General features: G+C 63.3%; 25 protein-coding genes, 1 tRNA gene and 1 pseudogene. 7 read left to right on the top strand and 20 right to left on the bottom strand.

What is annotated here, in order from left to right:
- Positions 1–29: 29 nt before the first annotated feature.
- A pseudogene (locus Q2M23_RS18735) lies at positions 30–931 on the bottom strand (SDR family oxidoreductase).
- Positions 932–987: 56 nt separating this feature from the next.
- Positions 988–1728 carry an SDR family oxidoreductase gene (locus Q2M23_RS18730; protein ID WP_057016187.1) on the bottom strand — a complete coding sequence of 247 codons (741 nt, stop codon included), beginning with the start codon at positions 1726–1728 and terminating at the stop codon, positions 988–990.
- Between the two features lie 119 nt (positions 1729–1847).
- On the opposite strand from Q2M23_RS18730, the gene Q2M23_RS18725 reads away from it, so the two are divergent.
- A complete protein-coding gene (locus Q2M23_RS18725; RefSeq protein WP_316396463.1) occupies positions 1848–2735 on the top strand; it encodes a LysR family transcriptional regulator in 888 nt (295 codons plus the stop codon).
- Positions 2736–2798: 63 nt separating this feature from the next.
- Complete coding sequence (locus Q2M23_RS18720) at positions 2799–3005, top strand: hypothetical protein (RefSeq protein ID WP_016841536.1); 207 nt, start codon at positions 2799–2801, stop codon at positions 3003–3005.
- Positions 3006–3078: 73 nt separating this feature from the next.
- On the opposite strand, the gene Q2M23_RS18715 is transcribed toward Q2M23_RS18720, so the two are convergent.
- The 6 genes from Q2M23_RS18715 to Q2M23_RS18690 all read right to left on the bottom strand — a co-directional run bounded on the left by Q2M23_RS18715 (position 3079) and on the right by Q2M23_RS18690 (position 7142).
- Entirely contained in the window at positions 3079–3756 is a 678-nt protein-coding gene (locus Q2M23_RS18715; protein WP_316396461.1) for a DsbA family protein, read from the bottom strand.
- 36 nt (positions 3757–3792) lie between these two features.
- Positions 3793–4530 (bottom strand): sulfite exporter TauE/SafE family protein, encoded by a 738-nt coding sequence (locus Q2M23_RS18710; RefSeq protein WP_051003131.1) that lies wholly within the window; start codon positions 4528–4530, stop codon positions 3793–3795.
- Between the two features lie 216 nt (positions 4531–4746).
- Positions 4747–5469: an LrgB family protein gene (locus Q2M23_RS18705; RefSeq protein ID WP_316396458.1), complete on the bottom strand. Its 723-nt coding sequence runs from the start codon at positions 5467–5469 to the stop codon at positions 4747–4749.
- On the bottom strand, positions 5466–5852 hold the full coding sequence (locus Q2M23_RS18700) for a CidA/LrgA family protein (RefSeq protein WP_057016185.1): 387 nt from the start codon (positions 5850–5852) through the stop codon (positions 5466–5468). The genes Q2M23_RS18705 and Q2M23_RS18700 overlap by 4 nt, the downstream gene beginning before the upstream one ends.
- A 403-nt stretch (positions 5853–6255) precedes the next feature.
- The gene (locus tag Q2M23_RS18695) at positions 6256–6702 is read right to left on the bottom strand and encodes a PaaI family thioesterase (RefSeq protein ID WP_076824994.1); all 447 of its coding nucleotides are present in this window, start codon (positions 6700–6702) and stop codon (positions 6256–6258) included.
- Positions 6703–6707: 5 nt separating this feature from the next.
- Positions 6708–7142: an acyl-CoA thioesterase gene (locus Q2M23_RS18690; protein ID WP_316396455.1), complete on the bottom strand. Its 435-nt coding sequence runs from the start codon at positions 7140–7142 to the stop codon at positions 6708–6710.
- A gap of 206 nt (positions 7143–7348) precedes the next feature.
- Between Q2M23_RS18690 and Q2M23_RS18685 the strand changes: the two genes are divergently transcribed.
- A complete protein-coding gene (locus tag Q2M23_RS18685) occupies positions 7349–7906 on the top strand; it encodes a TetR/AcrR family transcriptional regulator (protein ID WP_316396453.1) in 558 nt (185 codons plus the stop codon).
- An 83-nt stretch (positions 7907–7989) separates the two neighbouring features.
- On the opposite strand, the gene Q2M23_RS18680 is transcribed toward Q2M23_RS18685, so the two are convergent.
- Positions 7990–8475: a hypothetical protein gene (locus Q2M23_RS18680; protein ID WP_076824984.1), complete on the bottom strand. Its 486-nt coding sequence runs from the start codon at positions 8473–8475 to the stop codon at positions 7990–7992.
- Positions 8476–8683: 208 nt separating this feature from the next.
- Between Q2M23_RS18680 and Q2M23_RS18675 the strand changes: the two genes are divergently transcribed.
- Both Q2M23_RS18675 and Q2M23_RS18670 read left to right on the top strand, forming a co-directional pair.
- Positions 8684–8965, top strand: coding sequence for a PsiF family protein (locus Q2M23_RS18675; protein WP_076824983.1), 282 nt, complete (start codon positions 8684–8686; stop codon positions 8963–8965).
- Between the two features lie 325 nt (positions 8966–9290).
- The gene (locus tag Q2M23_RS18670; RefSeq protein ID WP_141343460.1) at positions 9291–10376 is read left to right on the top strand and encodes an AbrB family transcriptional regulator; all 1086 of its coding nucleotides are present in this window, start codon (positions 9291–9293) and stop codon (positions 10374–10376) included.
- A gap of 206 nt (positions 10377–10582) precedes the next feature.
- On the opposite strand, the gene Q2M23_RS18665 is transcribed toward Q2M23_RS18670, so the two are convergent.
- Positions 10583–11155 (bottom strand): disulfide bond formation protein B, encoded by a 573-nt coding sequence (locus tag Q2M23_RS18665; RefSeq protein WP_316396450.1) that lies wholly within the window; start codon positions 11153–11155, stop codon positions 10583–10585.
- Positions 11156–11681: 526 nt separating this feature from the next.
- On the opposite strand from Q2M23_RS18665, the gene Q2M23_RS18660 reads away from it, so the two are divergent.
- Positions 11682–11766 (top strand) — tRNA-Leu (locus Q2M23_RS18660).
- Positions 11767–11861: 95 nt separating this feature from the next.
- Here Q2M23_RS18660 and Q2M23_RS18655 read toward each other — a convergent pair.
- From Q2M23_RS18655 to Q2M23_RS18640, 4 genes are all read right to left on the bottom strand, one after another.
- Positions 11862–12644: a type 1 glutamine amidotransferase domain-containing protein gene (locus Q2M23_RS18655; RefSeq protein ID WP_316396448.1), complete on the bottom strand. Its 783-nt coding sequence runs from the start codon at positions 12642–12644 to the stop codon at positions 11862–11864.
- Between the two features lie 64 nt (positions 12645–12708).
- Positions 12709–13545 (bottom strand): alpha/beta fold hydrolase, encoded by an 837-nt coding sequence (locus Q2M23_RS18650; RefSeq protein ID WP_057016293.1) that lies wholly within the window; start codon positions 13543–13545, stop codon positions 12709–12711.
- A gap of 45 nt (positions 13546–13590) precedes the next feature.
- Complete coding sequence (locus tag Q2M23_RS18645) at positions 13591–14499, bottom strand: acetoacetate decarboxylase family protein (RefSeq protein WP_076824978.1); 909 nt, start codon at positions 14497–14499, stop codon at positions 13591–13593.
- Positions 14500–14652: 153 nt separating this feature from the next.
- Positions 14653–15882 (bottom strand): NADH:flavin oxidoreductase/NADH oxidase family protein, encoded by a 1230-nt coding sequence (locus Q2M23_RS18640; RefSeq protein WP_316396446.1) that lies wholly within the window; start codon positions 15880–15882, stop codon positions 14653–14655.
- An 83-nt stretch (positions 15883–15965) separates the two neighbouring features.
- Here Q2M23_RS18640 and Q2M23_RS18635 point away from each other — a divergent pair, with 83 nt between their 5' ends.
- Positions 15966–16451: a MerR family transcriptional regulator gene (locus Q2M23_RS18635; RefSeq protein WP_076824976.1), complete on the top strand. Its 486-nt coding sequence runs from the start codon at positions 15966–15968 to the stop codon at positions 16449–16451.
- Positions 16452–17279: 828 nt separating this feature from the next.
- On the opposite strand, the gene Q2M23_RS18630 is transcribed toward Q2M23_RS18635, so the two are convergent.
- The 6 genes from Q2M23_RS18630 to clpB all read right to left on the bottom strand — a co-directional run bounded on the left by Q2M23_RS18630 (position 17280) and on the right by clpB (position 23108).
- Complete coding sequence (locus Q2M23_RS18630; RefSeq protein ID WP_076825110.1) at positions 17280–18098, bottom strand: family 1 encapsulin nanocompartment shell protein; 819 nt, start codon at positions 18096–18098, stop codon at positions 17280–17282.
- On the bottom strand, positions 18095–19171 hold the full coding sequence (locus Q2M23_RS18625) for a Dyp-type peroxidase (RefSeq protein WP_316396443.1): 1077 nt from the start codon (positions 19169–19171) through the stop codon (positions 18095–18097). Before Q2M23_RS18625 ends, Q2M23_RS18630 begins: the two co-directional genes overlap by 4 nt.
- Before the next feature lie 224 nt (positions 19172–19395).
- A complete protein-coding gene (locus Q2M23_RS18620) occupies positions 19396–19590 on the bottom strand; it encodes a hypothetical protein (protein ID WP_316396441.1) in 195 nt (64 codons plus the stop codon).
- A 266-nt stretch (positions 19591–19856) separates the two neighbouring features.
- Positions 19857–20117: a DUF2171 domain-containing protein gene (locus Q2M23_RS18615; protein ID WP_316396439.1), complete on the bottom strand. Its 261-nt coding sequence runs from the start codon at positions 20115–20117 to the stop codon at positions 19857–19859.
- An 84-nt stretch (positions 20118–20201) separates the two neighbouring features.
- Positions 20202–20492 (bottom strand): DUF2171 domain-containing protein, encoded by a 291-nt coding sequence (locus tag Q2M23_RS18610; RefSeq protein ID WP_316396438.1) that lies wholly within the window; start codon positions 20490–20492, stop codon positions 20202–20204.
- A gap of 9 nt (positions 20493–20501) precedes the next feature.
- On the bottom strand, positions 20502–23108 hold the full coding sequence (clpB, locus tag Q2M23_RS18605; protein ID WP_316396437.1) for an ATP-dependent chaperone ClpB: 2607 nt from the start codon (positions 23106–23108) through the stop codon (positions 20502–20504).
- Between the last annotated feature and the right edge of the window lie 146 nt (positions 23109–23254).

The raw sequence follows: 23254 nt of genomic DNA, 5'->3' as shown, positions 1-23254 counted from the left end.
CTCCTCGCAATGACGTTGCGGGGAGAAGATTACCCGTTCACTCGCGGCTTGAGCAGGTCGGAGAAGCCGACCCGGTGCAGCATCTCGTTGCGGACGCGGTCGATCACGCCGAATGCGACTTCGGCGCCATCTTGCGTCGGATCGATGTGGACGCGGAACGGCCGCTTGCCGAACGGCGTATCGACGACCTTGACGATCGCGTCCGCGACCAGCGAGGCGTCGGCATCCTCGGGCACGATCGCCGCGAACGCCTTCATGATCTCCGCGCCGAAGCCGGCATAGGGACCGGCCTCGTATTCGGCGACGCGGGCCTCGTCGGCGGGACGGCCGGAATGCGCAAAGTGGTTGGTGCCGCCGGTGAAGGCGCCGGGCACGATGATCGAGGTCTCGATGCCCCAGCGCGTGAGCTCCCGGGCATAGATCACCGCCATCGCATCCATGCCGGCCTTGGCCGCGAAATACGGCGCGAGATAGGGCGGCGTGCCGCCGGCCGAAGAGCTGCTCGACACCCAGACCACGAGTCCCCTGCCCTGTTTGCGCAGTTGCGGCAGCGCCGCGCGATTGACGCGCTGTGTCGACAGCACGTTGACGTCGTAGAGCTCGGCAAGCTGCTCGGGCGTGAACGCCTCCGCCGGGCCGAACACCATGTGGCCGGCATTGTGCATCACGACGTCGAGGCGGCCTTCCTCGGCGACGATCTGCGCAATCGCCGCATCGACCGACGCCTGCGAGCCGACATCGAGCTCGAGCGCGCGCAGGTCGACCTTGTTGTCGCGCGCGAGAACTCCTCGATATCGGCGACCGCGGAGGCGTTGCGGCCGGTGGTGTGGCGCATCGAGGCATAGACGGTGTGGCCGGCCCTGGCGAGCGCGTTGGCGGTGAGGCGGCCGAAGCCGCTCGAAGCGCCGGTGATGACGATGACCTGTTTCATGACACGTATCCTTGTGAAGTCGGTTGAATGCGAGTTGGGTTGGAGATGTGCGGGCGTCAGACCAGGCCGCCATTGGCGCGGAGCGCCTGGCCGTTGATCCAGGAGCCGTCGGGGCCGGCGAGGAACGACACGACATTGGCGATGTCATCGGGCGTGCCGAGCCGCTCCAGCGGCACCATCTTGGCGAAGCGGTCGATCAATTCGTCCGACTTGCCGTGCAGGAACAGGTCGGTCGCGGTCGGCCCGGGCGCGACCGCATTCACCGTGATGCCGCGGCCGCGCAACTCCTTGGACAGGATCGCGGTCAACGACTCGATCGCGGCCTTGGTCGCGACATAGATGCCGTAGGTCTCGAGCTTGGTGCCGACGACGCTGGTTGAGAAGTTGACGATGCGTCCGCCGTTGCGCAGGCGGCGCGCCGCCTCGCGCATGGTGTTGAAGCTGCCCTTCAAATTGACCGCGACCTGCTGGTCGAACGCGGCATCGTCGCTGTCGGCGATCTTGCCGAGCTTCATGATGCCGGCATTGTTGACCAGCACGTCGACGCCGCCGAAGGCGGCTTCCGCCGCGTCGAACATGCCGCGCACCGCGTGGGCATCGCTGACATCGGCCTTCGCGGTCGGTGCCCGGCCGCCGGCGGCCTCGATCCTGTCGGCCACCGCCTGGGCGGACTTGGCGTCGCCGGAGTAGTTGATGACGACGGTGAAGCCGTCCTTGGCGAGGCGTTCGGCCACCGCCGCGCCGATCCCGCGCGAGGCACCCGTCACCAGAGCTACCTTGTTGGTTTGGTTGGTCATTTTCAGTCTCCCATCAGGTTGTGCGGCCGCGCCGCGTCGAAGGGAGGACACTAGGTCTTGGCGTCTTCCGGATAATCATGCATCATTCGACATCACTATTCGTTATTTCCGGACAATAGATGGACCGTTTCGACGCGATGCGCGTGTTCACCCGGGTGGTCGAGCGGCGCAGCTTTTCGCTCGCCGCCGAGGATCTGGGGCTGCCGCGCTCGACGGTGACGGACGCGGTGAAGGGGCTGGAGGCGCGGCTCGGCGTGCGGCTGCTCGAGCGCACCACGCGCACGGTGCGCCCGACGCTCGATGGCGAGGCGCACTACCGCCGCTGCCTGTCGCTGATCGCGGATCTCGAAGACGCCGAGGGCGCGTTCGGCGGCGCGCGGCCGAAGGGGCTGCTGCGGCTCGAGGTGCAGGGCACGCTGGCGCGGCACTTCCTGCTGCCGAACCTGCCGGGCTTCCTCGCCGAATATCCTGATATCGAGATCAACATGAGCGAGAGCGACCGCTGGGTCGATCTGATCCGCGAAGGCGTCGACTGCGTGCTGCGCTTCGGCAAGCTGCCCGACAGCGACATGATCGCGCAGCAGGTCACGATGCTGGAGCGGTTGACCTGCGCGACGCCGGATTACCTTGCGCGTTTCGGCACACCGGTCGACCCGTTCGCACTCGATGGCCATCGCATGATCGGCATCCGCTCGCTGACCACCGGACGCCTGCGGCCGATCGAGTTCGTGATCGACGGCGCGCTGAAGCAGTTTCCGCTGCCGGCGCCGATGTCGGTGACCGGCCCCGAGAGTTACCTGGCGAGCGCCAAACTCGGCCTCGGCCTCGTGCAGGTGCCGCGCTTCCACGCCGAAGCCGATCTGACAAACGGCACGCTGATCCCGGTGCTGCAGGAATGCCCGCCGCCATCGGTGCCGGTAAACCTGCTCTATCCGCGCAACCGCCAGCTCTCGCCGCGCGTGCGCGTGTTCATCGATTACGTGATGCGGGCGTTCGCGCGCAGTTGATCGATCGCCGGAACCACAGCGAGCCCGGCGACGTTATGCTTCCGACACCGGAGGGATTGAGCGATGCGGACCTTTTTCGGCATGATTTTGGGCGCGCTGCTGCTGATATGCGGCGTCTACGTCTACGATTCCATGCGGACATCGAGCGTCGCCAATGGCGAGGTGGCGCAGGACACGCGCACCATCGTCAATTGGGACGTCGCAGCGCATGACTGGAACCTGCTGAAGACGCGCACCCGCGAGCAGTGGGACAAGATCGCGGCGAAGTAACGATTGTTTTCAAGCCGACACAAAAGCAAATGGCCTCTCGCCGGAGAGGCCATTTTCGTTGCAGGAAGCGCGATCAATTCTGCTCGGTCTTGCGACCCATATTGGCCTTGCGGGCGTCGGCGATCACCTGCTCGAACTGATCCATGCTGAGCACGCCTGGTACGCGGTACTTGCCGACGATGAATGACGGCGTGCCGTTGAAGCCGAACGCCAGCGCCTGCTCGTTGTTGCGGGAAAGGATCGCATCGATCGCCTTGGCGTTGGCGTCGTGATCCTTCTTCAGGCGGTCCATGTCGAGGCCGGCGCCCGAGAGCAATTCGGCGATGCGCGGCTCGGTGATGCGCGAATTGACCGAGATCATCGCCTCATGCGCGACGTCGAACTTGTTCTGGTACTTCGCCGCCAGCGCCATCCGCGCCGCGACCTTGGAAACCGGTCCGAGGATCGGCCAATCCTTCAGCACGAGGCGGACCTTGCCGTCGTCCTGCACCACCTGGCGCAGCTCCGGCGCGAGCTTGCGGCAATAGGGGCAGTTGTAGTCGAACCATTCGACGATGGTGATGTCGCCCTTGGGGTTGCCGATGTCAGGAATATGCGGATCGCGCAGCACCTGCTCCTCGGTCAGGACATTGTCGTCCTCGGCGCGTGCGGCGCCCGCGGCCATGAGCGCGATGCCGGCACCGAACAGGCCGAGCGCGCCGCGGCGGGTGGCACCGGCGTTGATCAGGGGCGATTTCGTCAGTTGGTTCATAGCTGGCTTTCGCAAGAGCTCTGCGCCCTTCTTCGTTCAAGACACATTGATGTTACGCAGCAGCATATAGATCGCCACCACGATAATCACAGTCGCAAACACGATATTAAGCGCGCCGCGCCGTTCCGACAGGTGGCGGGCGCTGCTTGTGCCGAGAAGGCCGCCCGCGATGCCGCCGGCGACGAATAGCCCCGCCAGGCCCCACGACACCAGCCCGGACCACGCATAGCTCAGGGCCGTGGTCATGCCGAACGCGGTGACGGCCACCAGCGAGGAACTGACCGCGTTCATGATCGGCATCCCGGTCGCCAGCATCAGCGCCGGCACGATCAGGAAGCCGCCGCCGATGCCGAAGAAGCCGGACATGGTTCCGGTGGCAAGTCCGAGGCCGATGATCGCGGGCATGTTGGACATCGAGATCTTGACGTCGGTCAGCCCGACCCGCGCGCGGTTCTTCAGCATCAGGCCCGCGATGACCAGCATCACCAGCGAGAACAGCGCGAGCAGCTTCTGCCCCTCCAGCATCTTGCCGAGGATGGAGCCGCCGAATGCGCCCAGCATGCCCGACAGCGCGAACACCAGCGCGCAGGACCAGATCACGGTGCCGCCGCGGGCGTGGTTGGAGAGATTGACCGCGGCGTTGGCGGCGACCGCGATCGCCGAGGTGCCGATCGCGACATGCGGCTCCGGCACGCCGACCACGTAGACCATCAACGGCACGGCAAGGATCGAGCCGCCGCCGCCGACCAGGCCCAGCGAAAAACCGACCAGCATGCCCGATGCCAGCCCAAGCACGCTTTGAGTTGCGGAGAAGACCAAGGGGAACAGACTCGCGTTTGAGCCGGCGACCCTAGAAGGATTTGCTGCTCAACGCCATACCAATAGCACAAAACTGCCCTGCAGCCGAACTCTCTATATCAGCATGATCTCCACGCAAACGCGTTGCGTTTGTCGCGAGGGAAAACCGGTTCCCACTTTTCTGGATCACGCTCAGCGCAGCAGATATGTCACAGCCAGCGGCACCAGCAGCGAGGTGACCAGCGCATTCGGGCTCATCGCGATCCCGGCGAAGACGCCGGCGACCTCGTCGACTTGGAAGGCGCGCGCGGTGCCGATGCCATGGGCGGCGATGCCCGCCGCAAAGCCACGGGCACGAAAGTCCGTGATGCCGGTGAAGTTCATCAGGGGCGTGACGATGATCGCCCCCATGATGCCGGTGAGGATCACCGACACCGCGGTCAGCGAGGGATCGGCATGCAGGGATTCGCTGATGCCCATCGCGACGCCGGCGGTGACCGATTTCGGCGCCAGCGACAGGATGACGTCGCGCGGCAGCCCGAACGCCTGCGCCAGCAGCACCACCGAGACGATCGCCGTCAGCGAGCCGATCGCGAGCGCAACCAGCATCGGCAGGATCGCCGCCGCGACCCGCCGGCGATTCTCGTAGAGCGGCACCGCGAGCGCCACCGTCGCCGGCCCGAGCAGGAAGTGCACGAACTGCGCACCGGCAAAATAGGTGGTGTAGGAGGTCCCGGTCAGCAGCAGGAATACGCCGATGATCCACACCGAATGCAGCACGGGATTGGCGAGCGGGTGCCGCCTCGTCTTCAGCGACACCGCGTCGGCCGCCGCATAGGTCAACAGCGTCACCGTCAGCCAGAGCAGCGGCGACTGCGAGAGATAGACCCAGAGCGAGAACGAATTGTCATTCACGGCCTCTCCTCCTCGCTCGAAAGCAGGCTGCTCGCCGCAACGAAGGTCGCAACCGTCGCCAGCAGGGTGACGATGACGGACACCGCGAGGATCACCAGGACCGCGATACCGTGCTCGGCGAGCAGATCGAGCTTCTGCACCACGCCGACGCCGGCCGGAATGAACAGCAGCGAGAGATTGGCAAGCATGCCGCGGCTCGCGCTCTCGACGCCGTCATCGCCGAGCGGCCCGCGCGCCAGCGCCGGAAAGCGGTCGCGCGCCAACAGCAGCAACAGCAGCAGCACGAGGCCAACCACCGGGCCCGGCACCGGTACCGCCAGCGCGCGCACGGCGACCTCGCCGACCAGCTGGCAGAGCAGGATCAGGCTGAGGCTGGCGATCATGGCAGGAAGCTCACGCGAGACATCCGCCTATCAGGTCGGTGTGGCAGGAGCTTGTCAATGCGCGGGTCTTGGATGCGTGCGCAGATCTTGGGCGCCGCCGCTCTCAAATCCGTCACACTTTCTCAGACCGTCATCCCCGCTTGTCGTCCCTGCGAAAGCAGGGACCCATAACCACCGCATTCGGTGATGACCGGGATCGTGGCCCCAGCCAGCGCAACAATTGAGATTCGGGGTAATGGGTCCTGGCTTTCGCCAGGACGACACGGGGTGTGTGGCGCGGCCTGCATCCACAATCGTCGTCCCTGCGAAAGCAACACGCGCTTCGACCAGCTCCGTCCTCCCGAGGTGTGTGCCTTGCGCCGCAAGGCTCGCACCTCAGGGTGACGGGGAGAGAGTTAGCCTTCTACGACTCCCGCCGTGCCAGCGCCATCAGCGTGCCGCTCATGGTCGCGACCAACGTCTCGGCGCCGTCCTGGATCGCATAGGCGCGGCCGTCGCAGACGGTCAGCGTGCGGCCGGGCTTGACCACGACGCCGCGGAACACGAACCGCTCGCCGCGCGCCGGCGCCAGCAGGTTGGTCTTGAACTCCACGGTGAGGATGTCGGAGCCTTCGGGCATCAGCGTGAAGGCGGCGATGCCGCAGGCATTGTCGAGGCCCGCGGTGATGATTCCGGCATGCACGAAGCCGTTCTGCTGGCAGAATTCCGGCGCGTAGGGCATCGCGAGATCGACCTCGCCGGGCTCCATCCGCGCGATTGAGATACCAAGCGTCTGCATCGCGCGCTGGCGTGCGAATGTATCGGTCGCGACCGCACGGTAATCGGGATTCTTCGGCTCAAAGCGGGGCATGGCGGTTACGCGATTGCGGGCTCGGACGGCACAAGATGCGGCATCGCCGCGTAGCGGATCGCCGGCGCAAACGGCGTCGATCTGCGCGCGGCACGGTCGATATGCACGGCCGCGATCTCGCAGGTCGCTGCGATCTCGCCGGTCTCCGCATTGCGCATCTCGTGCAGGATACGCATCGACTTGTCGCGGAACTCGACCAGCCGGCTCTTGACCTCGACGAGGTCGCCGGCGAGCAGCTCGCGCTTGTAGGAGATGTTCTGCTGCACGGCGGCCATGCCGCGGCCGGACTCGCGCAGATAGCTCGGCGTCAGGCCGAGCCGCGCGAACATGTTCCAGCTCGCCTCGTCGAACTTGCCGACATACCACATGACGTTCATGTGGCCGATATGGTCGCAGTGCCAGGGGTAGACCGTGCCGCGATAGGTCGCCTCGCCCTCCATCGGATCCCTCCTTCGATTTTTGATACGGTAGCGTATCAGGGACGAAGCAGGCTAGCAATACGGTACCGTATCAAAGCATGATCCGGAAAAGTGCGAAGCGGTTTTCCCTCGCGACAAACGCAACGCGTTTGCGCGGAGATCATGCACAAACAAGCGATTAATGCGCGATGACGATCCCATCGCGCATTAGGATGCGCGGAGATCGCATGACTGAAAGCAAAGGCGACGTCTGGGTCGCGGCCGGCTTCGCCGAACTCGCGCATAGCGGCGTCGACGGCGTGCGGGTCGAGGTGCTGGCGAAGAATCTCGGCGTCACCAAGGGCGGCTTCTACCGCCGCTTCAGGGATCGCGCCGCGCTCCTCGAGGCCATGCTGACGCGCTGGCGCGACCGCCGCATCGCATCGATCGAGAAGCACACCGCGCTCGACGGCGCCAGCGCGCGCGAGCGGCTGAAGGCGATCATCACGCTGTATTCGGAGCGCATGAACACCGAGGCGATGGCGGTCGAGCTCGCGATCCGGCAATGGGCGCGCACCGATGAGGCCGCTGCCGCCGCCGCCGCGAGCGTCGATGCCGCGCGGCTGAAGAATGTCGCCCAGCTCTATCGCGCCACCGGGCTGCCGACTGAAGAGGCCGTTGCGCAGGCCTTCCTGTTCTACTGCTTCATCTTCGGCCAGAGCCTGCTGTTTCTCGAGCGCGGCCCGCGCAAGCGCGCGCAATTGCTGGCGCAGTCGGCGGACAAGCTGCTGACGGAAAACCCGTAGAGAGAGAGTTGCAGCCAATAGAGCCGGTGCAAACAGAAAGCGGCCGGCTTACGCCGGCCGCTCGCCAAACTCGGTCGGCTCGCTCAGGCGCCCTTCAGGCGCTTGTTGCATTCGCTGTAATAGCCGCCGCCCTTCTGGATCCACTTCAGGCCGCCATTGCCGCCGGTGGCCTTGTTGGCGTTGTACTGGTCGACGCAGGTGTGCATGCGTCCCTTGCCTTCGGACTCCTTGGCGTATTTGGGATCGATGGCGTTCGGAAATACGGCGGGTCCTGCCGGCGCCGCCGGTGCCGCGGCGGGCGCCTGCTTGGCTTCTTTCGGCGCGGCCGGAGCGGGCGCGGCGGCTGCCGGCGGCGGAGCGGCGGGCGCCGCAGCCGGGGTCGCGTCGGCGCCGCACTGCGCCTTGCGGAAATCATTCCACTTCTGGCCGCCGAGGGTGCCGGCCGACTTGGCCGCCTGGTACTTGGCGCTGCATTCCTGCGCGGTCAGGGCCTGCGCCGGCGCGCTCGCCGCAAAGGCTGCAAAGCCCGACACCGCAAGCACGCACAACAATCTGGTCTGAATGGTCATCCCTGGTCTCCCGTCATCCCTGGTTTCCCGTTGGTTTCCCGTGGGGAGCATTGGCGTAAGACCATTATCCTAGCTCAACCCCGACTTGCGACAACGCGCCAGCGCGCCTGTGCGTTAAAATATTGTGGCGGCGGGACCGCTGCATGTTCATCCACGGTTCAGCATCGTCGCGCGACGTTTCGGCCCTCTTTCCCTCACGAGGTGCCCCATGAAGACGATTTCCACGCTCGCGTCCGCAACCGCCCTGGCCTCCCTGCTGCTGATGGGCGGAGCTTTCGCGCAAACGGCCGCGCCCGCCGCCAAGGACGCCGCTCCGAAGGCCGAGACCAAGGCGCCGGCCGAGAAGAAGCCGCGCACCGCCCAGTCGCTGGAATGCTCGAAGGAAGCCGACGCCAAGGGGCTGCACGGCAAGGAGCGCAAGAAATTCCGCTCCGAGTGCAAAAAGGAGAAGTCGGACGGCGCCGCCGCTGCGCCCGCGGCGACGAAGTAACGTCCGGACAGGCTTGATGCGATTCGCTCTCCCCATCGGGGAGGGCAGTCGCAACTGCGCTCGATCCCTCGACGAACCCGTGGTGCCCGGCCTTGTGCCGGGCACCTACGTGTTGGATTGCGCGCGGGAAAGGCGTGGATGGCCGGGACACCTGCGCGAAGACGCGCTTCGCGCTCTGCCCCGTCATGACGAATTTGTGGCGATACTGATCGCAATCCCCGGCCCATTTCGAAGGGTGAAAATCTGTGCGCCGGGCGAGCCGCGGCGCAATGCTGCAATCGCGAGATGCATTTGTCGCGTTCACGCGAATTTGCCATAAGGCGGCGTGACCCTGATCCGCGCTTCGATGGCAACGGCCATTCCCGACCGCAGCAAAGTCCTGAACGGGCTCGAGACCCTCGTCATCGGCACCGTCGGCGGCTTGCTGTTTCTGTGGGCGGAATTGCCGGGCGGCCTGATCTCGGGGGCGATGGTCGCGGTCGGGATCGCCGCATTGGCCGGACGGCCGCTCGCGGTGCCGGCGGTGCTGACGCAATCGGTGCTGCTGTTGCTCGGCATCTCCCTCGGCTCGCTGATGTCGCAGCAATTGCTGCAGCACATGAGCTCCTATCCGCTCACCATCGGCCTGCTGGCCCTGGCGACGTTCTGCTCGACCTTCGGCTCGAGCCTCTATCTGCAACGCATCCATGGCTGGGACCAGACCTCGGCTTTCCTTGCCGGCAGCCCGGGCGCGCTGTCGCAGATCACGATCCTCGCCGCGGAAAAGGGCGCCGACGTCGCGGCGATCGCGGTGGTGCAGACCATGCGCGTGATCATCTTGACCGCGGCGCTGCCGCTGGTGCTGGCGCTGACCGGGGTGACGCATGCAGCGCCGCCGCCATTGCCAACCTCAGTCGCCTCGCCGTTCGGCCTCGTCGCGCTGGTCGCCTTATCGATCGGCGTCTCGCTGCTGCTGCGCTGGATCAAATTCCCCGCCAGCTGGATGTTCGGCGCGATGCTCGCCTCCAGCCTGCTGCACGGCTCCGGGCTGGTCGATGGCGGCCTGCCGCCCTGGCTCCGCAACGTCGCGCTGGTCGGCATCGGCGCCATCATCGGCACCCGCTTCGCGCGGATGAAGACCTCGACGCTGCTCAGTCACGTCAATGCCGGGCTCGGCTCGTTTGCGATTGCCATCCTGATCTCGGCCGTGTTCGTCGCGGTGATCGGCTTCACCACCCATGTGCGGCTCGCGGACGTCGTGGTCGCCTTCGCGCCGGGCGCGATGGACGCGATGCTGGCGCTGGCGTTGACGCTGCACATCGACCCGATCTTCGTCGGCGCGCATCATCTGTCGCGCTTCCTGTTCGTCACCATCTCGACGCCGGGCATCATCCATCTGTTCGGCCGGCCGCAGGACGACGTCGACGATTAGGCCCCCTTTGTCCCGTCATCCTGAGGAGCGCCACCGGGTCCGCGCGAAGCGCGGCCCGATGACAGGCTCCGCGCGTCTCGAAGGATGAACGGCCCGGCTGGTGCCCGTCCATGCTTCGAGACGGCCGCTTCGCGGCCTCCTCCAGCGGCAAAGGCGAAGCCTTTGCGCGGGCATGACGGATAACGGGAAAACCGTACGGCCCGACCTCAGGCCCTCGCGGCCTTCATCACGCCCCAACCGGCGATCGCGGCCATCAGCAGCGAAATCAGCGCGTTGTAGCCGGCGAGCGAAATGCCGAGGAAGCGCCACTGCACCTCGTCGCAGCGCACCACCTTGACCTTGTCGAGCTGGTCCAGCAGCGAGCCGGCCTTGCCGAAATCCACCATCGGGCCGGTGCAATCGGTCGGCCCCGGCCAGACCCCCCATTCGACACCGGCGTGATAGGTGCCGAGCCCGGCATTGGCGAGCGCGGCGAGGCCGAGGATCACAAGGCCCGCGAGCAGCACCGGACGCGGCGCGTCGCGGGCGGCCGCGAGCGCCACCACGGCGCCGAGCGGCACCGCGAGGTAATAGGCATAGCGCTGCTCGAGGCAGAGCGGACAGGGCATGATCTCCAGCACGAGCTGGAAGAACCAGGCGCCGGCCAGGGTCGCCGCCGCGATCACGGCAATCGCCAGCGCCGAGGTCAGCGCCGGATTGCCGGCGGCGGAAGCATGCGACGGATGGGCGGTGGCAATCGTCACGTCGGTCCTCCGGGGCGCATCGTTCGGGAGGGTCATGGGCCCTGCTCCAAGGTCGTCGATTGCGGTCGTATCGCGTGAAAATACCGCTGTCGAGGCGCGGGACAATCACATCCGCGCGGGTTGACCGTGACGGCCGCCGTCCGCCGCGGTCAGATCGCGTTCAGTCGGTGATGCGTGGGAACGCGCAGGCCCCACTGGGTCATCGCCGCCTGCAGCTCATCGGAAAAGAAAAGGCTCGGATTGAGCAGCCTGCGTTCATGTACGTCATCGAGATCGACGAACCGGACAATACCGTTACGCTCGCGCCTCCGTCTCGAAGTAGGTTGCCGCAGCCGCGGCCAGGCTTGGGGACGGTGGCAGCGGCTGCCGCCGCCGGGCAAACTCTTCCGTGACTGCCATACGGACGGCAACGGCCTTGCGTCGTCCTCGGGGTCACACCCGCCGGAAATTCCGCTGCCGGGGCGCGGGACATCCCGCCCGCGCGGGTTGACCGTGACGGGCCGCCCGCTATAGTCCGCCGCGCTTCGCGACCCCGGCCTTCCCGGCCGGGACCATTGCGAATGCCCCTGTGGCGGAACTGGTAGACGCGCTCGACTCAAAATCGAGTTCCGCAAGGAGTGCTGGTTCGATTCCGGCCAGGGGCACCAACTAGGCTGTTCGCATCATTCGCAAGCGTTCGCAGCCGTCCGCGCGGCGCTTCAAACCCTTGAAAAATAGGCACTTCTGCACAACTCGGTGATCGTCACCGTTTGTTCTCATCCGATCCCAGCCGTTCGATTTGTTGGTATTTCTGTTGGTATCGGGAGAACAGATGTTCACGGCAACTTCCGTTATTCCTGACTAAAGGAATTGAGCAGATGGCCCGCAAGAGCGACGGCGCGCACGCAAATCCAAAGCAGATCAGGACTGACGTTGACTGCCGAGCTGCCCGCCCGAAATTCGGCGGGGACGCGTGGTAGCGCGCTCCGCGCCGCTTCATCTCGGCCTCAGCATTATAGGGCATGTATTTCGCAACTCCGGCCAGCACTTCTTCGCGCCACGAAAAACCGGTGATGCGCTTGCCGGCGACCAGCAGCTTGCCATCCGAGAGTTTTGTGTTGAGCAGGCCGCAATAGCCGTGGCAGACGGCGGAGACGATGCCGCCACGCTCCCAGATGACGCGAGTGATCTCTTGCAGCCCTTCGCTGTCCGGAAAATCCCACATGACTGCGTGACCGCCGGTGAAATAGATCACATCGTAATCCGCTGGGTCGATCTCATCAGGCCGCGCCGTCGCCGACAGAAGCGCCATGCGGCTCTTGTTCGCCAGCCACGCCTTTGCCGAGGCGTCCAGGAGCGGCCATTTGAGCGCGCGAGGTTCGAGCGGAGACGATCCGCCCTTCGGGCTCACGATCCTCTGTTCGTAACCTTTTTCCGCGAAGACATCGAAGGCGTGCGTCAGTTCGGACAGCCACAACCCGGTCGGGTGCGACCGATCGTCATAGTAGGCGACGTTGCTGACGACATGGAGAACACGCCTACTCATTGTTGCAATACCTTCGAAAAGCCCGAAGAAAGGAGCGCGCCGGAGATAGTCCGGCGCGCGTCATTCATCCACGGATGAACGCGAGAAGATCGGCGTTGATCACATCTGCGTTGACCGTGAGCATCCCGTGCGAGAAACCGGGATAAATGATCAATTTGCTGTTTTGCAGCAGCTTGTCCTGCATGAGCGCTGCCGCCTTGTAGGGGACCACCTGGTCGTCGTCGCCCTGCATCACGAGAGTCGGGACGGTGATCGCCTTCAAATCCGCGGTCTGGTCGGTTTCCGAGAACGCCTTGATGCCTTCGTAGTGAGCCTTCGCGCTTCCCATCATGCCTTGCCGCCACCAGTTCTCGATGACCCCCTGCGAGGGCTTGGCGCCCGGCCGGTTATATCCGTAGAAGGGACCGGCGGGCACATCGAGGAAGAACTGAGCGCGGTTGGCGGCAAGCGCCGCGCGGAAACCATCGAACACGGCGATTGGCGTCCCCTCGGGATTCGCGTCGGTTTTGACCATCAGGGGTGGCACTGAGCTGACCAGCACCGCCTTGGCGACGCGCCCTTGTGGTTGGCCATGCTGCGCAACATAGCGCGCAACCTGCCCGCCACCTGTCGAGTGGCCGATATGGATGGCGTTTCGAAGATCAAGATGCTCGGCGACCGCCGACGCATCGGCGGCATAGTGGTCCATGTCGTGGCCTTCGCTGACCTGGCTTGACCGTCCATGGCCGCGCCGGTCGTGCGCGACGACGCGAAAACCCTGCTTGAGAAAGAACAGCATCTGGTTGTCCCAGTCGTCGGCGCTGAGCGGCCAGCCGTGGTGGAAATGGATAGGCTGCGCGTCCTTTGGCCCCCAATCCTTGTAAAAGATGTCGGTCCCGTCCTTTGTTTTAACAAATGCCATGACGACTTCTCCTTTGTTGACAGGCCCAATCCGGTGATGTCGCTTTCAAATCGCGGGCAGAGCGTTCAATGAACGCGGCAGGTACAAGACCATCTGCGCGTCTTTGACGACATCGAACCGCAAGATGGTGCCCACGCCTAACCCGTTCAGCAACTGGCTGATCGGACCGCCGGCGCGCGACAGTTTAACATCGCGCGGAAACAGCGTCTGTGCGAGTTCGATAGGGTTGGTAACAAACTGTGTCTGCCGCCACTCGCCATCCACCAGCCCGATCGACGTGTTAGTTGAGAGGCGCGACTGCGATGTTATCCGGCGAAGCGTCGGCAGTGGTGCGGTCAACGTCACGTCCGATTTTCCGTCGGTCGCTGCGATGCTGGCCGTGATGCCGTTCGACGAGACATCAAGCCTTATATCGGTCAGCCATTTCGGTAGTTGATAGCCATAGACTCCGCGCACGCGGGCGATCTCGGTATCTACCGGCAATGCCAGCACATGCGCGAAGAAGCTCTGCCGCCGTATCGAGTCGAGCAGTTCCAGCACGTGTGGTCCACGCGCGCCTGGCCGGCGGATGACGATGGCGACCGATACCTCGTTATAAGGATCGTTGTCACAGACCGCGTAGGAGAAGAAAGTGAGCGCTACGAGTCCGTATCCGGGCAGCGCATGCAGCGGCTCAAGCGGCGACGGCAACATCGAACGCAGCTTCTTGAGCGGCGCGAGCATCAAAGCCTGCACGTTGCTGGTGCGGTAGTAGAAGTTGGGCGCCCACGTCGGGCCGATCCGCGACGGAACCATCACTTTCGGGATGCGCCGGAAGAAATCGATATTGCCGGCGGTTGGATCTTTTGCCACCTCGTCGAGCTCGGGATTGGAGCGAAAGCGGTCATAGTAGCCGCCTTTCGGCACCATGACCTTGTGACCGGCGAACTCGACTTCCGTTAGGTCTTTAGCCATGAACGATGACTTTCGTCGATAAGCGAGGCCGGCGGACGGCCCATGGTACGCCGCTCGTCCCGCCAGCGGACGGGATGGTAACGTTGAAGTCCAGTTTAAGCTCAAGCATTAATTGCGGTTCCCTCCGCTGGTTGCGATCCCGGCGATCTGCCATCAAGCCGCCGCCTTTCGTTCCGTCACCCAGCGGCGATATTGGCGCGCGCTGCGCTTTGCCTGCATCTGCGAGAAGTCGGATCGTAGCCATGTCGTTCTGTGAGCCAAGGAGTTGAGTGTTATAGTTGTCTTCCTAAGACCGCTTGGCCTCCGACTTGAAGACGCGACCGGCTTGTTCTTCCAGGTGATCGGCTTGAGCTTTGGAGCGTCCGATTTGCCGAGCCGCCAGTTGTGCGGCAGGTTCGGCTCGATCGCGAGTGCGGTCGCGATTCCTGCCATGGCCACCCCACTCTTGATCACGTTTTCCGCCACTTCACGGCGCCGGATGCCGCCCGTGACCATCAACGGCATCGTTGCGACCGCGGCGATCTCGCGCGCGAATTCGAGAAAATAGGCTTCGCGCGCCAGTGTGCGTTCGTCGCGCGCCGAGCCTATCATGGCAGGCGCCTCGTAGCTGCCGCCCGATAGCTCCACGAGATCGACGCCGAGCGGCGCAAGCATCGCAACCACGGCCTGAGCATCCTCCGGCGAGAAGCCACCGCGTTGGAAGTCGGCCGAGTTCAACTTGACCGACACCGCAAAGCCAGACGACACCGTCGCCCGCACGCCGCGCACGATATCGAGCAGCAAGCGTGCGCGATTCTCCAGATTGCCGCCCCATTGATCCGTGCGGTGGTTCGCGAGCGGCGACAGGAACTGGCTCAGCAAATAGCCATGCGCCGCGTGGATCTCGACACCGGTGAAGCCCGCGCGTTCCGCGAGGGCTGCGGTGGCCACGAAGCGGCGTTCCACCTCGGCAATGTCGGCCGCTGTCATCGCACGCGGCATCGGGAAGACCTTGGACTGCGCGCCAAGGTCGAGCGGAATCGCGGATGGCGCCAACGTCTCCTGTCCGAGTCCCGCCGGCATCTGGCGGCCGGGATGATTGATCTGCATCCAGACCTGGCCGCCGCCCGAGCGTGCGGTGTTCGCCCACGTCTTGAAGCGATCGAGGAAGCGATCGTCCTCCAGCACGACCCCGGCCGGACCGGTCATCGCGCGCGCATCGACCATCACATTGCCGGTGATGATCAGGCCCGACCCGCCCGCGGCCCAGGCCTGGTACAGGCGGATCAGTTCGGCCGATGGCGCATGATCGGCATCGGCCATGTTCTCTTCCATCGCCGCCTTGGCGACGCGGTTCGGGATCACGGCGCCACTAGGCAGCGCCAGTGGGGAAAACAGCGACATTATGGATCTCCAAGCAGAAAGTTGGACAGACCATAACCTTTGAGTTAAGTTGAAGGTCAACCCTTTTTCGAGGATTGTTCGCGATGAATATCGGGGAACTGGCGAAGCGAACCGGGCTGACCAACTCGCGGATCCGCTTCTATGAGCGCGCCGGGCTTTTGAAGACGGTCGAACGGCTGCCGAACGGCTATCGGACCTATCCTCCGGAGGCGGTGCTGATGCTCGAATTGATCACAACTGCGCAGAACGCTGGATTCAGCCTCGACGAAATTCGTTCGCTGCTGCCGTCCGATCTCGAGCAGTGGGATCATCCTGTGCTAATCGACACACTCCGTCGCAAGGTGGCGGATATCGGGAGATTGGAGGCGCGGCTCGCGCAGAGCAAGGAGCAACTGGTTGCGCTTATCAAGGACATCGAAGCGAGGCCTGACGACATCGACTGCGCTGCCAACGCACGGCGGGTGCTGTCGCAATTGCTAGGCAAGGAGATGGAGAGACCAACAGTGACGGTCGGTGACGTGAAGCTTTTCGGCAAAACAAGGCGTCGTCGACGTCCCAGAGCCGGCTAAATGCACTGGAATCATCATCGACCGCGCGGGCGGCGATGTGCGCCTTTTTGAACTGAGCTAACATCGTTGGCTGTTGGCCCATCGCGATATTTGCTGCGGGTGCGCAAAGGAGGTCCGTATTGAAGCCACGCGGACTTCGCCGCCGGTTTATGAGTACACGGCTTAGTAGGAGGGGCGCGTCCGATCACGAAGTGCCCAGACGTGCATCTCCCAGATACCCCAGTCACCGATGGAAAGGCTGGATTCCGGAGGGCTGGATGCAACTCTGATACTGTCTCTGTTGTCATCGGGTCACGCCATAAGCGGCGCTGGTCGCGGTTTCGCTCATGGAGATACCATGCCGGCCACTCGCCAAGTTAGTATGCCCAGGATTCGGCACGAGCGTAACACCTACTCGCGATGGCCAAGCATTCTGAAGCGGGTGGAACTGCTATTGAGATACGGAAGTTGGGGCCTGGCTGATCTTCGGGTGGTATGAGATATGCGTAGTTCTTTGTCTGCTTGACCAGCGTCCATCCCCGCCTGGGAAGAACCACGCTTAGCGTGAGGGAAGCTCCGAACCGATAGGCGTTCGGTCCATATTTCTTTGGCGCCTTTCCACTCGCACTGAACTCGATCACTTCGATCGGCCAGCCTACAGGGGTGTGAGAGCGTGCCCTGGCGCGCGCGAGGGGCAGCGCCCCTGAGATCTCAACTATGAGGATGGCGGGCAGCTTGAGAGAGAAGAATCACAAGGCAACAGTGAGAAAGATCAAGAAGGCAGCCGCCGGGCCAGGTTGTCCATTGATTGCTAACTCCTTGTCTACCTGACATGGCCAGCAGGACTCGTTATTTCAACATTTGCTTCTCGGCTGCGGCGAGTACCACCGAAGCTTCAGTGGTCAGCACCCGGAAGGTAAAAGCCTCCTGGAAATAGAGATCGACCGTTGTGTCGGTGTGGTTGAGGTAGCCGATCGAGAGGTCCTGGCCGATATCCAGTTCGAAATCACCTCCTCGCGTCGTCAGGACAAAGGCGCCGCTGATGGCAGGCGCCCAGACAACGCCGCCGTCGACGATCCGTTCGAGGTGGTGAAAAACGGGGTATCCTTCGTCACTTCCGCCGCTGGCGCCCGTGTACGCCTCTGCCCCAAGGACGAGGGCATATGGCCCATTGCAGCCGGCAAGTCTGAGTTCACTGACCGCTTGCGCGACGGCACTGGGATAGGCTTTCGCATTTGTCGGAAGAATGCATCCTGCATTGCTGCTGGCCTGGCGAATGCCCTCGATCCCTGCAGCCGCATATCCATCGAAAATCGCGCGGTCTTCGGCAAATGCGATTCTGCGGGCAGCATCCTTGACCGGCGTCCAGTCGGCGTCCAGGGCGCCACGCTCAACGTCATCGATCTGCCGACGCGAGAGCTGGAATGGAACGCGCAGTTCGACGAGCGCCCTCGCCTCGCGCTGTTGCGCCATCATTCCCTCGCCTGGAGCCGGAAGTTGTTTGACATGGCCAGTGCCCACCGCCGAGAAGCCACTCCCCTTGGCTTCGGGGACGTCGACCACGCGCCGCCCGGCAAGGTGCCGCTTCAGGGTACGGGAAGCCTCCTCCTCGATTTGAGCCCAGGCCGCGTCGGATATGGGAGCGAGTTGGCGGTGAAGATTATTCATGGTTCGCCTTCTTGTTTTAAAGACCCAATTCCAAGCGACCCGTCGTTGACGGGCGGATATGTGCGAGCTGTATCTGACGAGCCTGCTCCACGCTGCTCAGCGCAAACCGGCGCTTCCCCGCTGGCTGCCGCGGCGTCATTGTCTTCAGGCGAAACGTCGTCAAGAAATGTCGCTGACGGTACGAAGAACAGCGCCCCCGTAACGGCGCGGCTGACATCCAGCAGCCGGTCGTAGTTGCCGGGCGGCCGACCGACAAACATGTTCTCTAGCATCTGCTCGATCCGGTGGGGCGAGCGCGCATAGCCTATGAAGTACGTGCCAAATTCACCCTTGCCGATCTCACCGAAAGGCATGTTGTCGCGCACGATCTCAAGCTGCTCGCCGTCTTCGACGACCGTCGTCAGAACATTATGTGCGTAGGGCGCCTTGGCCGCATCGTCCTGCTCGATGTCCGACAGTTTGTGACGACCGATGATATTTTCCTGCTCCGAGGTTGATATCGCATTCCAGCGCTGCAGATCGTGCAGATACTTCTGGGTGATGACGTAGCTTCCGCCGGCGAATGCAGGGTCCTCCTGTCCGATGGTCGTCGCGTCAACCGCGTCCTGATCGGACGGGTTCTCGGTTCCATCGACAAATCCAAGCAAATCGCGATCGTCAAAGTATTTGAACCCATGAACCTCGTCGATCGTCGTCACGGCTTTGCCCAGCCGGGACATGATCTGTGAGGCAAGCTCGAAGCATAGGTCCATGCGGACAGACCGGATATGAAAAAGGATGTCGCCTGGCGTGGAGACTGCGCGATGCACCCCATGGATTTCCCTGAAAGGATGAAGATCCCTGGGTCGCGGATCACCGAACAGTCGATCCCAGACATCGGAGCCGAGCGCCATCACACATGATAGCCGCGCTTCCGGATCGCGAAATCCGACGGCTCGCAAGAGTGCCGACAGAAGCGCACATAGACGGCGCACCGCATTCTCGCTGTCCTTTCCGGGATTGATCCGGACGACGAGAAATATCGCGGCACGCGTCAGTCTTGCGACGACGGGCTGTGGGACGACAGCTGACACAATCACTCCTTGGCGGCCTGTTCGGCGCACTTGATGCTCCGGGGCTGGCCCGTCCGGCTGAACACGGCCCGCGCGTTCGGCGCGGCCAGCGGTCGTTGGCATCGACGAGCTTCTCGAACGAGGCGTCGTGCGGAAATCACCGGCAGGGCGATCGGGATAACGAACACACAAGGCCGCTGGCATCCCTTGAGATGTTCACTCCGACCAATCAGGCCGAGGGCCGGTCAATCCATGTCCCGAAAGGCATGGCCATCGGCCTTGACACCTTCGATCACGCTCGGCGGCAAAAGATCCTGAGCGGAGGTCCCGTCAAAAACCCAGTCGCCCTTGTCCGCGAGGTCCGGGAGCTGCGCGCCCTTGCGGACGTAGATCCCGATCGCCGGCTGCTTCACATTGATGTAGAGATCGTATTCTTCCATCGCGTCGATGCTTTCCCTCTTGCTCTATCGAGCCATTCATCGGCTACGGAGCAACCGCCATGCCAATTTGAGTGCATCGAGATATCAAGAGCTTACGCCGACCTGACCGACCGGATCTGACAAACTGTCCGATCGAGCACGGACAAATTGTCCACGCTGCGGGCGCAACGGGCTCGCGCAGCGTCGAGCCCGTTGTCGACTCTGTGAAATCGAAACGTCTTGCCCCAGACAACAGCGGCCGCAGCGGTCCCGCTGCACTATCCCGGCTATCCAAGATCGACAGGACGTCCTGACGGCTCTTCTTCCAGTGTCACCGCAATGTCTGCGTTGGCGGACAAGCGCACCTTGTTACCCTCGACGCCGGCGACGAATCCCAGCTCGATATAGTGCTGCTGTCCTTTGTGGTGCCCGAAACTGTCGCTCTTCCTGAGCCTGATACGATCACCTTCGACCTGATCGACCGTGCCGACATGCACTCCGTCAGCGCCGATTACTTCCATACCGCCGTTGATCTTGTTCATGGCCATACCTTTCTCCCTGAAATCCATTGCAGCGGTCACGCGAGCCATAATCCATATCGACTGCGTAACCGCGGACCACGCGCAACCAAATCACTTGACCGGGCGGCCCGACTTTTCTTCCTCAAAGAGTTCGACGATATCGGCGTCAGAGCAGAGCCGCACCTTGTGATCCGTGACGCTGTCGACGAAATCCATGCCGATATAGTGGTGATGTCGTCTGTGCCGGCCGCCGCCAGTTTCGCTTTTCTTCAGCCTGATACGGTCGCCCTCGATGCTATCGACGACACCGATCTGCACACCGTCAAACCCGACGACCTCCATGCCTTCCTTGATCTGATGCTTCTTCAAGAATTGCACCTGCTCGTTCCATGTCTTTCTCAAGCCTGACGCTCAGATCGCTTCGTCCTCATCCGGAGGCTTCACTGTCTTCCCGTTGAATGTCAGACCGTCTTTCCCCGACGAGATCTGCACGGTCGAGCCGTCGCGGACGTCGCCCACGAGCAGCATTTCGGCCAGCGGATCCTGTACATATCGCTGGATGACCCGCTTCAATGGCCTGGCGCCATAGGCGGGGTCCCAGCCCTTCTCGGCGAGCCAGGCTTGGGCCTTGGCGTCGAGCGACAGTGTAATTTTGCGATCGTCGAGGAGCTTGCGGAGACGCGCGAACTGAATGTCGACGATTCGGCCCATGTCGTTCTTCTGCAGCCGCTGAAACAAGATGATCGCATCGATGCGGTTGAGAAATTCCGGCCGGAAATGCGCGCGGACCATCTCCATCACCTTGTCGCGAACGGCACTCGTCTTTTCGCCTTCCACCTGATTGACGAGGTATTCCGCCCCGAGGTTTGAGGTCATGATGATGAGCGTGTTGCGGAAATCCACTGTCCGCCCTTGGCCGTCGGTCAGGCGTCCGTCGTCCAGCACCTGCAGCAGCACGTTGAACACATCCGGATGCGCCTTCTCGATCTCGTCGAACAAGACGACCTGATAGGGTCGTCGCCGCACGGCTTCCGTGAGCACGCCGCCCTCGTCATAACCGACATAGCCCGGAGGCGCACCGATGAGCCGTGCGACCGAGTGCTTCTCCATGAACTCCGACATGTCGATGCGAAGGATGGCGTGCTCATCGTCGAACAGGAATTCCGCAAGGGCCTTGGCCAGTTCCGTCTTGCCGACGCCGGTCGGGCCAAGGAACATGAACGAGCCCATCGGCCGGTTCGGGTCCTGCAATCCCGCGCGGGCCCGTCGCACGGCCGTTGACACGGCACGAACCGCTTGTGTCTGTCCGACAACGCGTTTGGCGATCATCTCCTCCATCTGGAGGAGTTTCTCCCGCTCGCCCTCGAGCATCTTGTCGACGGGAACGCCGGTCCAGCGCGAAACTACCTGGGCGATATTGTCGGCCGTGACCGTCTCGCTGATCGAACCACTCTCGCTGGCCTCGACGGCAGCCAGTTTTTTCTCCACTTCGGGAATCGTGCTGTAAGACAGCTCGCCTGCCCGCTGGTATTCACCTTTTCGCTGCGCGTTCGCCAGTTCCGTACGAAGCTGCTCGAGTTGCGCTTTCATCTTCTGGGCGTCCGAGAGCTTGCTCTTTTCGGCCTGCCATTTCGTCGTCATGTCGGCGGAGCGCTTCTCGAGATCGACCAGATCCCCGTCGAGCGTCTTCAGACGGCTCTTCGACCCGGCATCGCTTTCCTTCTTGAGTGCCTCCTGCTCGATCCTGAGACGCACGATTTCGCGGTCGAGCGAATCCAGTTCCTCCGGCTTGGAGTCGACCTGCATCTTGAGCCGTGCGGCAGCTTCGTCGACGAGATCGATGGCCTTGTCGGGAAGGAAGCGGTCGGTGATGTAGCGGTTGGACAACGTTGCGGCGGCGACCAGCGCGGCGTCCGAAATCCGTACGCCATGATGCTGCTCGTACTTGTCCTTGAGGCCGCGCAGGATCGAGATCGTGTCCTCCACCGTGGGCTGCGACACGAAGACCGGCTGGAAACGGCGGGCAAGCGCGGCGTCCTTCTCGACATGCTTGCGGTACTCGTCGAGCGTGGTCGCACCCACACAGTGCAACTCGCCGCGAGCCAGCGCGGGTTTGAGGAGATTGGAAGCATCCATCGCACCGTCTGTCTTGCCAGCACCGATGAGTGTGTGCATCTCGTCGATAAAGAGGATGATACCACCATCCGCGGATGTCACCTCGGAGAGCACGGCCTTCAATCGTTCCTCGAACTCGCCGCGATACTTGGCACCGGCAATCAGCGCGCCCATGTCGAGCGCGAGCAGCTTTTTGTCTTGCAGGCTCTCGGGAACATCGCCGTTCACGATCCGCAAGGCGAGCCCCTCGACGATGGCGGTCTTTCCGACACCCGGTTCACCGATCAGGACCGGATTATTCTTGGTGCGGCGCGACAGCACCTGGATTGTGCGACGTATCTCCTCGTCGCGACCGATCACCGGGTCGAGTTTGCCGTCACGCGCGGCCTGCGTCAGATCGCGGGCGTACTTCTTCAGTGCGTCATATGCATTCTCGGCTGACGCGCTGTCTGCGGTGCGGCCCTTCCGGAGCAAATCGATCGCGGTGCCAAGAGCCTGGGCATTGACGCCGCCTTGCGCCAGGATCTTCGCCGCGTCGCTGCTCTTGTCCGTGGACAAGGCCTGCAGCAGGCGTTCGACGGTGACGAAACTGTCGCCCGCCTTTTCCGCTAGCTCCTCCGCAGCGGTGAACAGGCGCGCGGTGTCGGGCGCCATATAAACTTGTCCCGCACCCGAACCGGACACCTTCGGCAGTTTTGCCAAAGCCGCTTCCGTCGCGTGCAGGATCGCCCGCGAGTTTCCACCCGCCCGATCAATCAGACCGGCGGCCAAGCCTTCGTTGTCGTCGAGCAACACCTTGAGCACATGGAGAGGCGTGAACTGTTGGTTACCCTCCCGTGTTGCCAGAGACTGCGCCGACTGGATAAAGCCCCTCGCGCGGTCGGTATATTTTTCGGAATTCATGGAGCGCCTTTCAAACGCGCGGTCTGTCGTCAATGGTCAGGAACGGAATTACGATCCGGCCGGCGTCGGCGCAGCGTGTTGCGCGCCTGGAAGCTTCTGCCTGATCCCTTCGGCTTTGCCCTCGGTGGGATGGACGATGAGGTCGA

This window comes from Bradyrhizobium sp. 33ap4 (assembly GCF_032654765.1).
In the GTDB taxonomy this organism is placed as follows: Bacteria; Pseudomonadota; Alphaproteobacteria; order Rhizobiales; family Xanthobacteraceae; genus Bradyrhizobium; species Bradyrhizobium australafricanum.
This window is presented reverse-complemented; position numbering and strand designations above follow the sequence as displayed.

Bases quoted from the DNA above. Each gene is read 5' to 3' on its own strand.
- Q2M23_RS18730 (WP_057016187.1), bottom strand. From the start codon at position 1,728: ATGACCAACCAAACCAACAAGGTAGCTCTGGTGACGGGTGCCTCGCGC.
- Q2M23_RS18725 (WP_316396463.1), top strand. From the start codon at position 1,848: ATGGACCGTTTCGACGCGATGCGCGTGTTCACCCGGGTGGTCGAGCGG.
- Q2M23_RS18720 (WP_016841536.1), top strand. From the start codon at position 2,799: ATGCGGACCTTTTTCGGCATGATTTTGGGCGCGCTGCTGCTGATATGC.
- Q2M23_RS18715 (WP_316396461.1), bottom strand. From the start codon at position 3,756: ATGAACCAACTGACGAAATCGCCCCTGATCAACGCCGGTGCCACCCGC.
- Q2M23_RS18710 (WP_051003131.1), bottom strand. From the start codon at position 4,530: ATGCTGGTCGGTTTTTCGCTGGGCCTGGTCGGCGGCGGCGGCTCGATC.
- Q2M23_RS18700 (WP_057016185.1), bottom strand. From the start codon at position 5,852: ATGATCGCCAGCCTCAGCCTGATCCTGCTCTGCCAGCTGGTCGGCGAG.
- Q2M23_RS18695 (WP_076824994.1), bottom strand. From the start codon at position 6,702: ATGCCCCGCTTTGAGCCGAAGAATCCCGATTACCGTGCGGTCGCGACC.
- Q2M23_RS18690 (WP_316396455.1), bottom strand. From the start codon at position 7,142: ATGGAGGGCGAGGCGACCTATCGCGGCACGGTCTACCCCTGGCACTGC.
- Q2M23_RS18685 (WP_316396453.1), top strand. From the start codon at position 7,349: ATGACTGAAAGCAAAGGCGACGTCTGGGTCGCGGCCGGCTTCGCCGAA.
- Q2M23_RS18680 (WP_076824984.1), bottom strand. From the start codon at position 8,475: ATGACCATTCAGACCAGATTGTTGTGCGTGCTTGCGGTGTCGGGCTTT.
- Q2M23_RS18675 (WP_076824983.1), top strand. From the start codon at position 8,684: ATGAAGACGATTTCCACGCTCGCGTCCGCAACCGCCCTGGCCTCCCTG.
- Q2M23_RS18665 (WP_316396450.1), bottom strand. From the start codon at position 11,155: ATGACCCTCCCGAACGATGCGCCCCGGAGGACCGACGTGACGATTGCC.
- Q2M23_RS18655 (WP_316396448.1), bottom strand. From the start codon at position 12,644: ATGAGTAGGCGTGTTCTCCATGTCGTCAGCAACGTCGCCTACTATGAC.
- Q2M23_RS18650 (WP_057016293.1), bottom strand. From the start codon at position 13,545: ATGGCATTTGTTAAAACAAAGGACGGGACCGACATCTTTTACAAGGAT.
- Q2M23_RS18645 (WP_076824978.1), bottom strand. From the start codon at position 14,499: ATGGCTAAAGACCTAACGGAAGTCGAGTTCGCCGGTCACAAGGTCATG.
- Q2M23_RS18640 (WP_316396446.1), bottom strand. From the start codon at position 15,882: ATGTCGCTGTTTTCCCCACTGGCGCTGCCTAGTGGCGCCGTGATCCCG.
- Q2M23_RS18635 (WP_076824976.1), top strand. From the start codon at position 15,966: ATGAATATCGGGGAACTGGCGAAGCGAACCGGGCTGACCAACTCGCGG.
- Q2M23_RS18630 (WP_076825110.1), bottom strand. From the start codon at position 18,098: ATGAATAATCTTCACCGCCAACTCGCTCCCATATCCGACGCGGCCTGG.
- Q2M23_RS18620 (WP_316396441.1), bottom strand. From the start codon at position 19,590: ATGGAAGAATACGATCTCTACATCAATGTGAAGCAGCCGGCGATCGGG.
- Q2M23_RS18615 (WP_316396439.1), bottom strand. From the start codon at position 20,117: ATGGCCATGAACAAGATCAACGGCGGTATGGAAGTAATCGGCGCTGAC.
- clpB (WP_316396437.1), bottom strand. From the start codon at position 23,108: ATGAATTCCGAAAAATATACCGACCGCGCGAGGGGCTTTATCCAGTCG.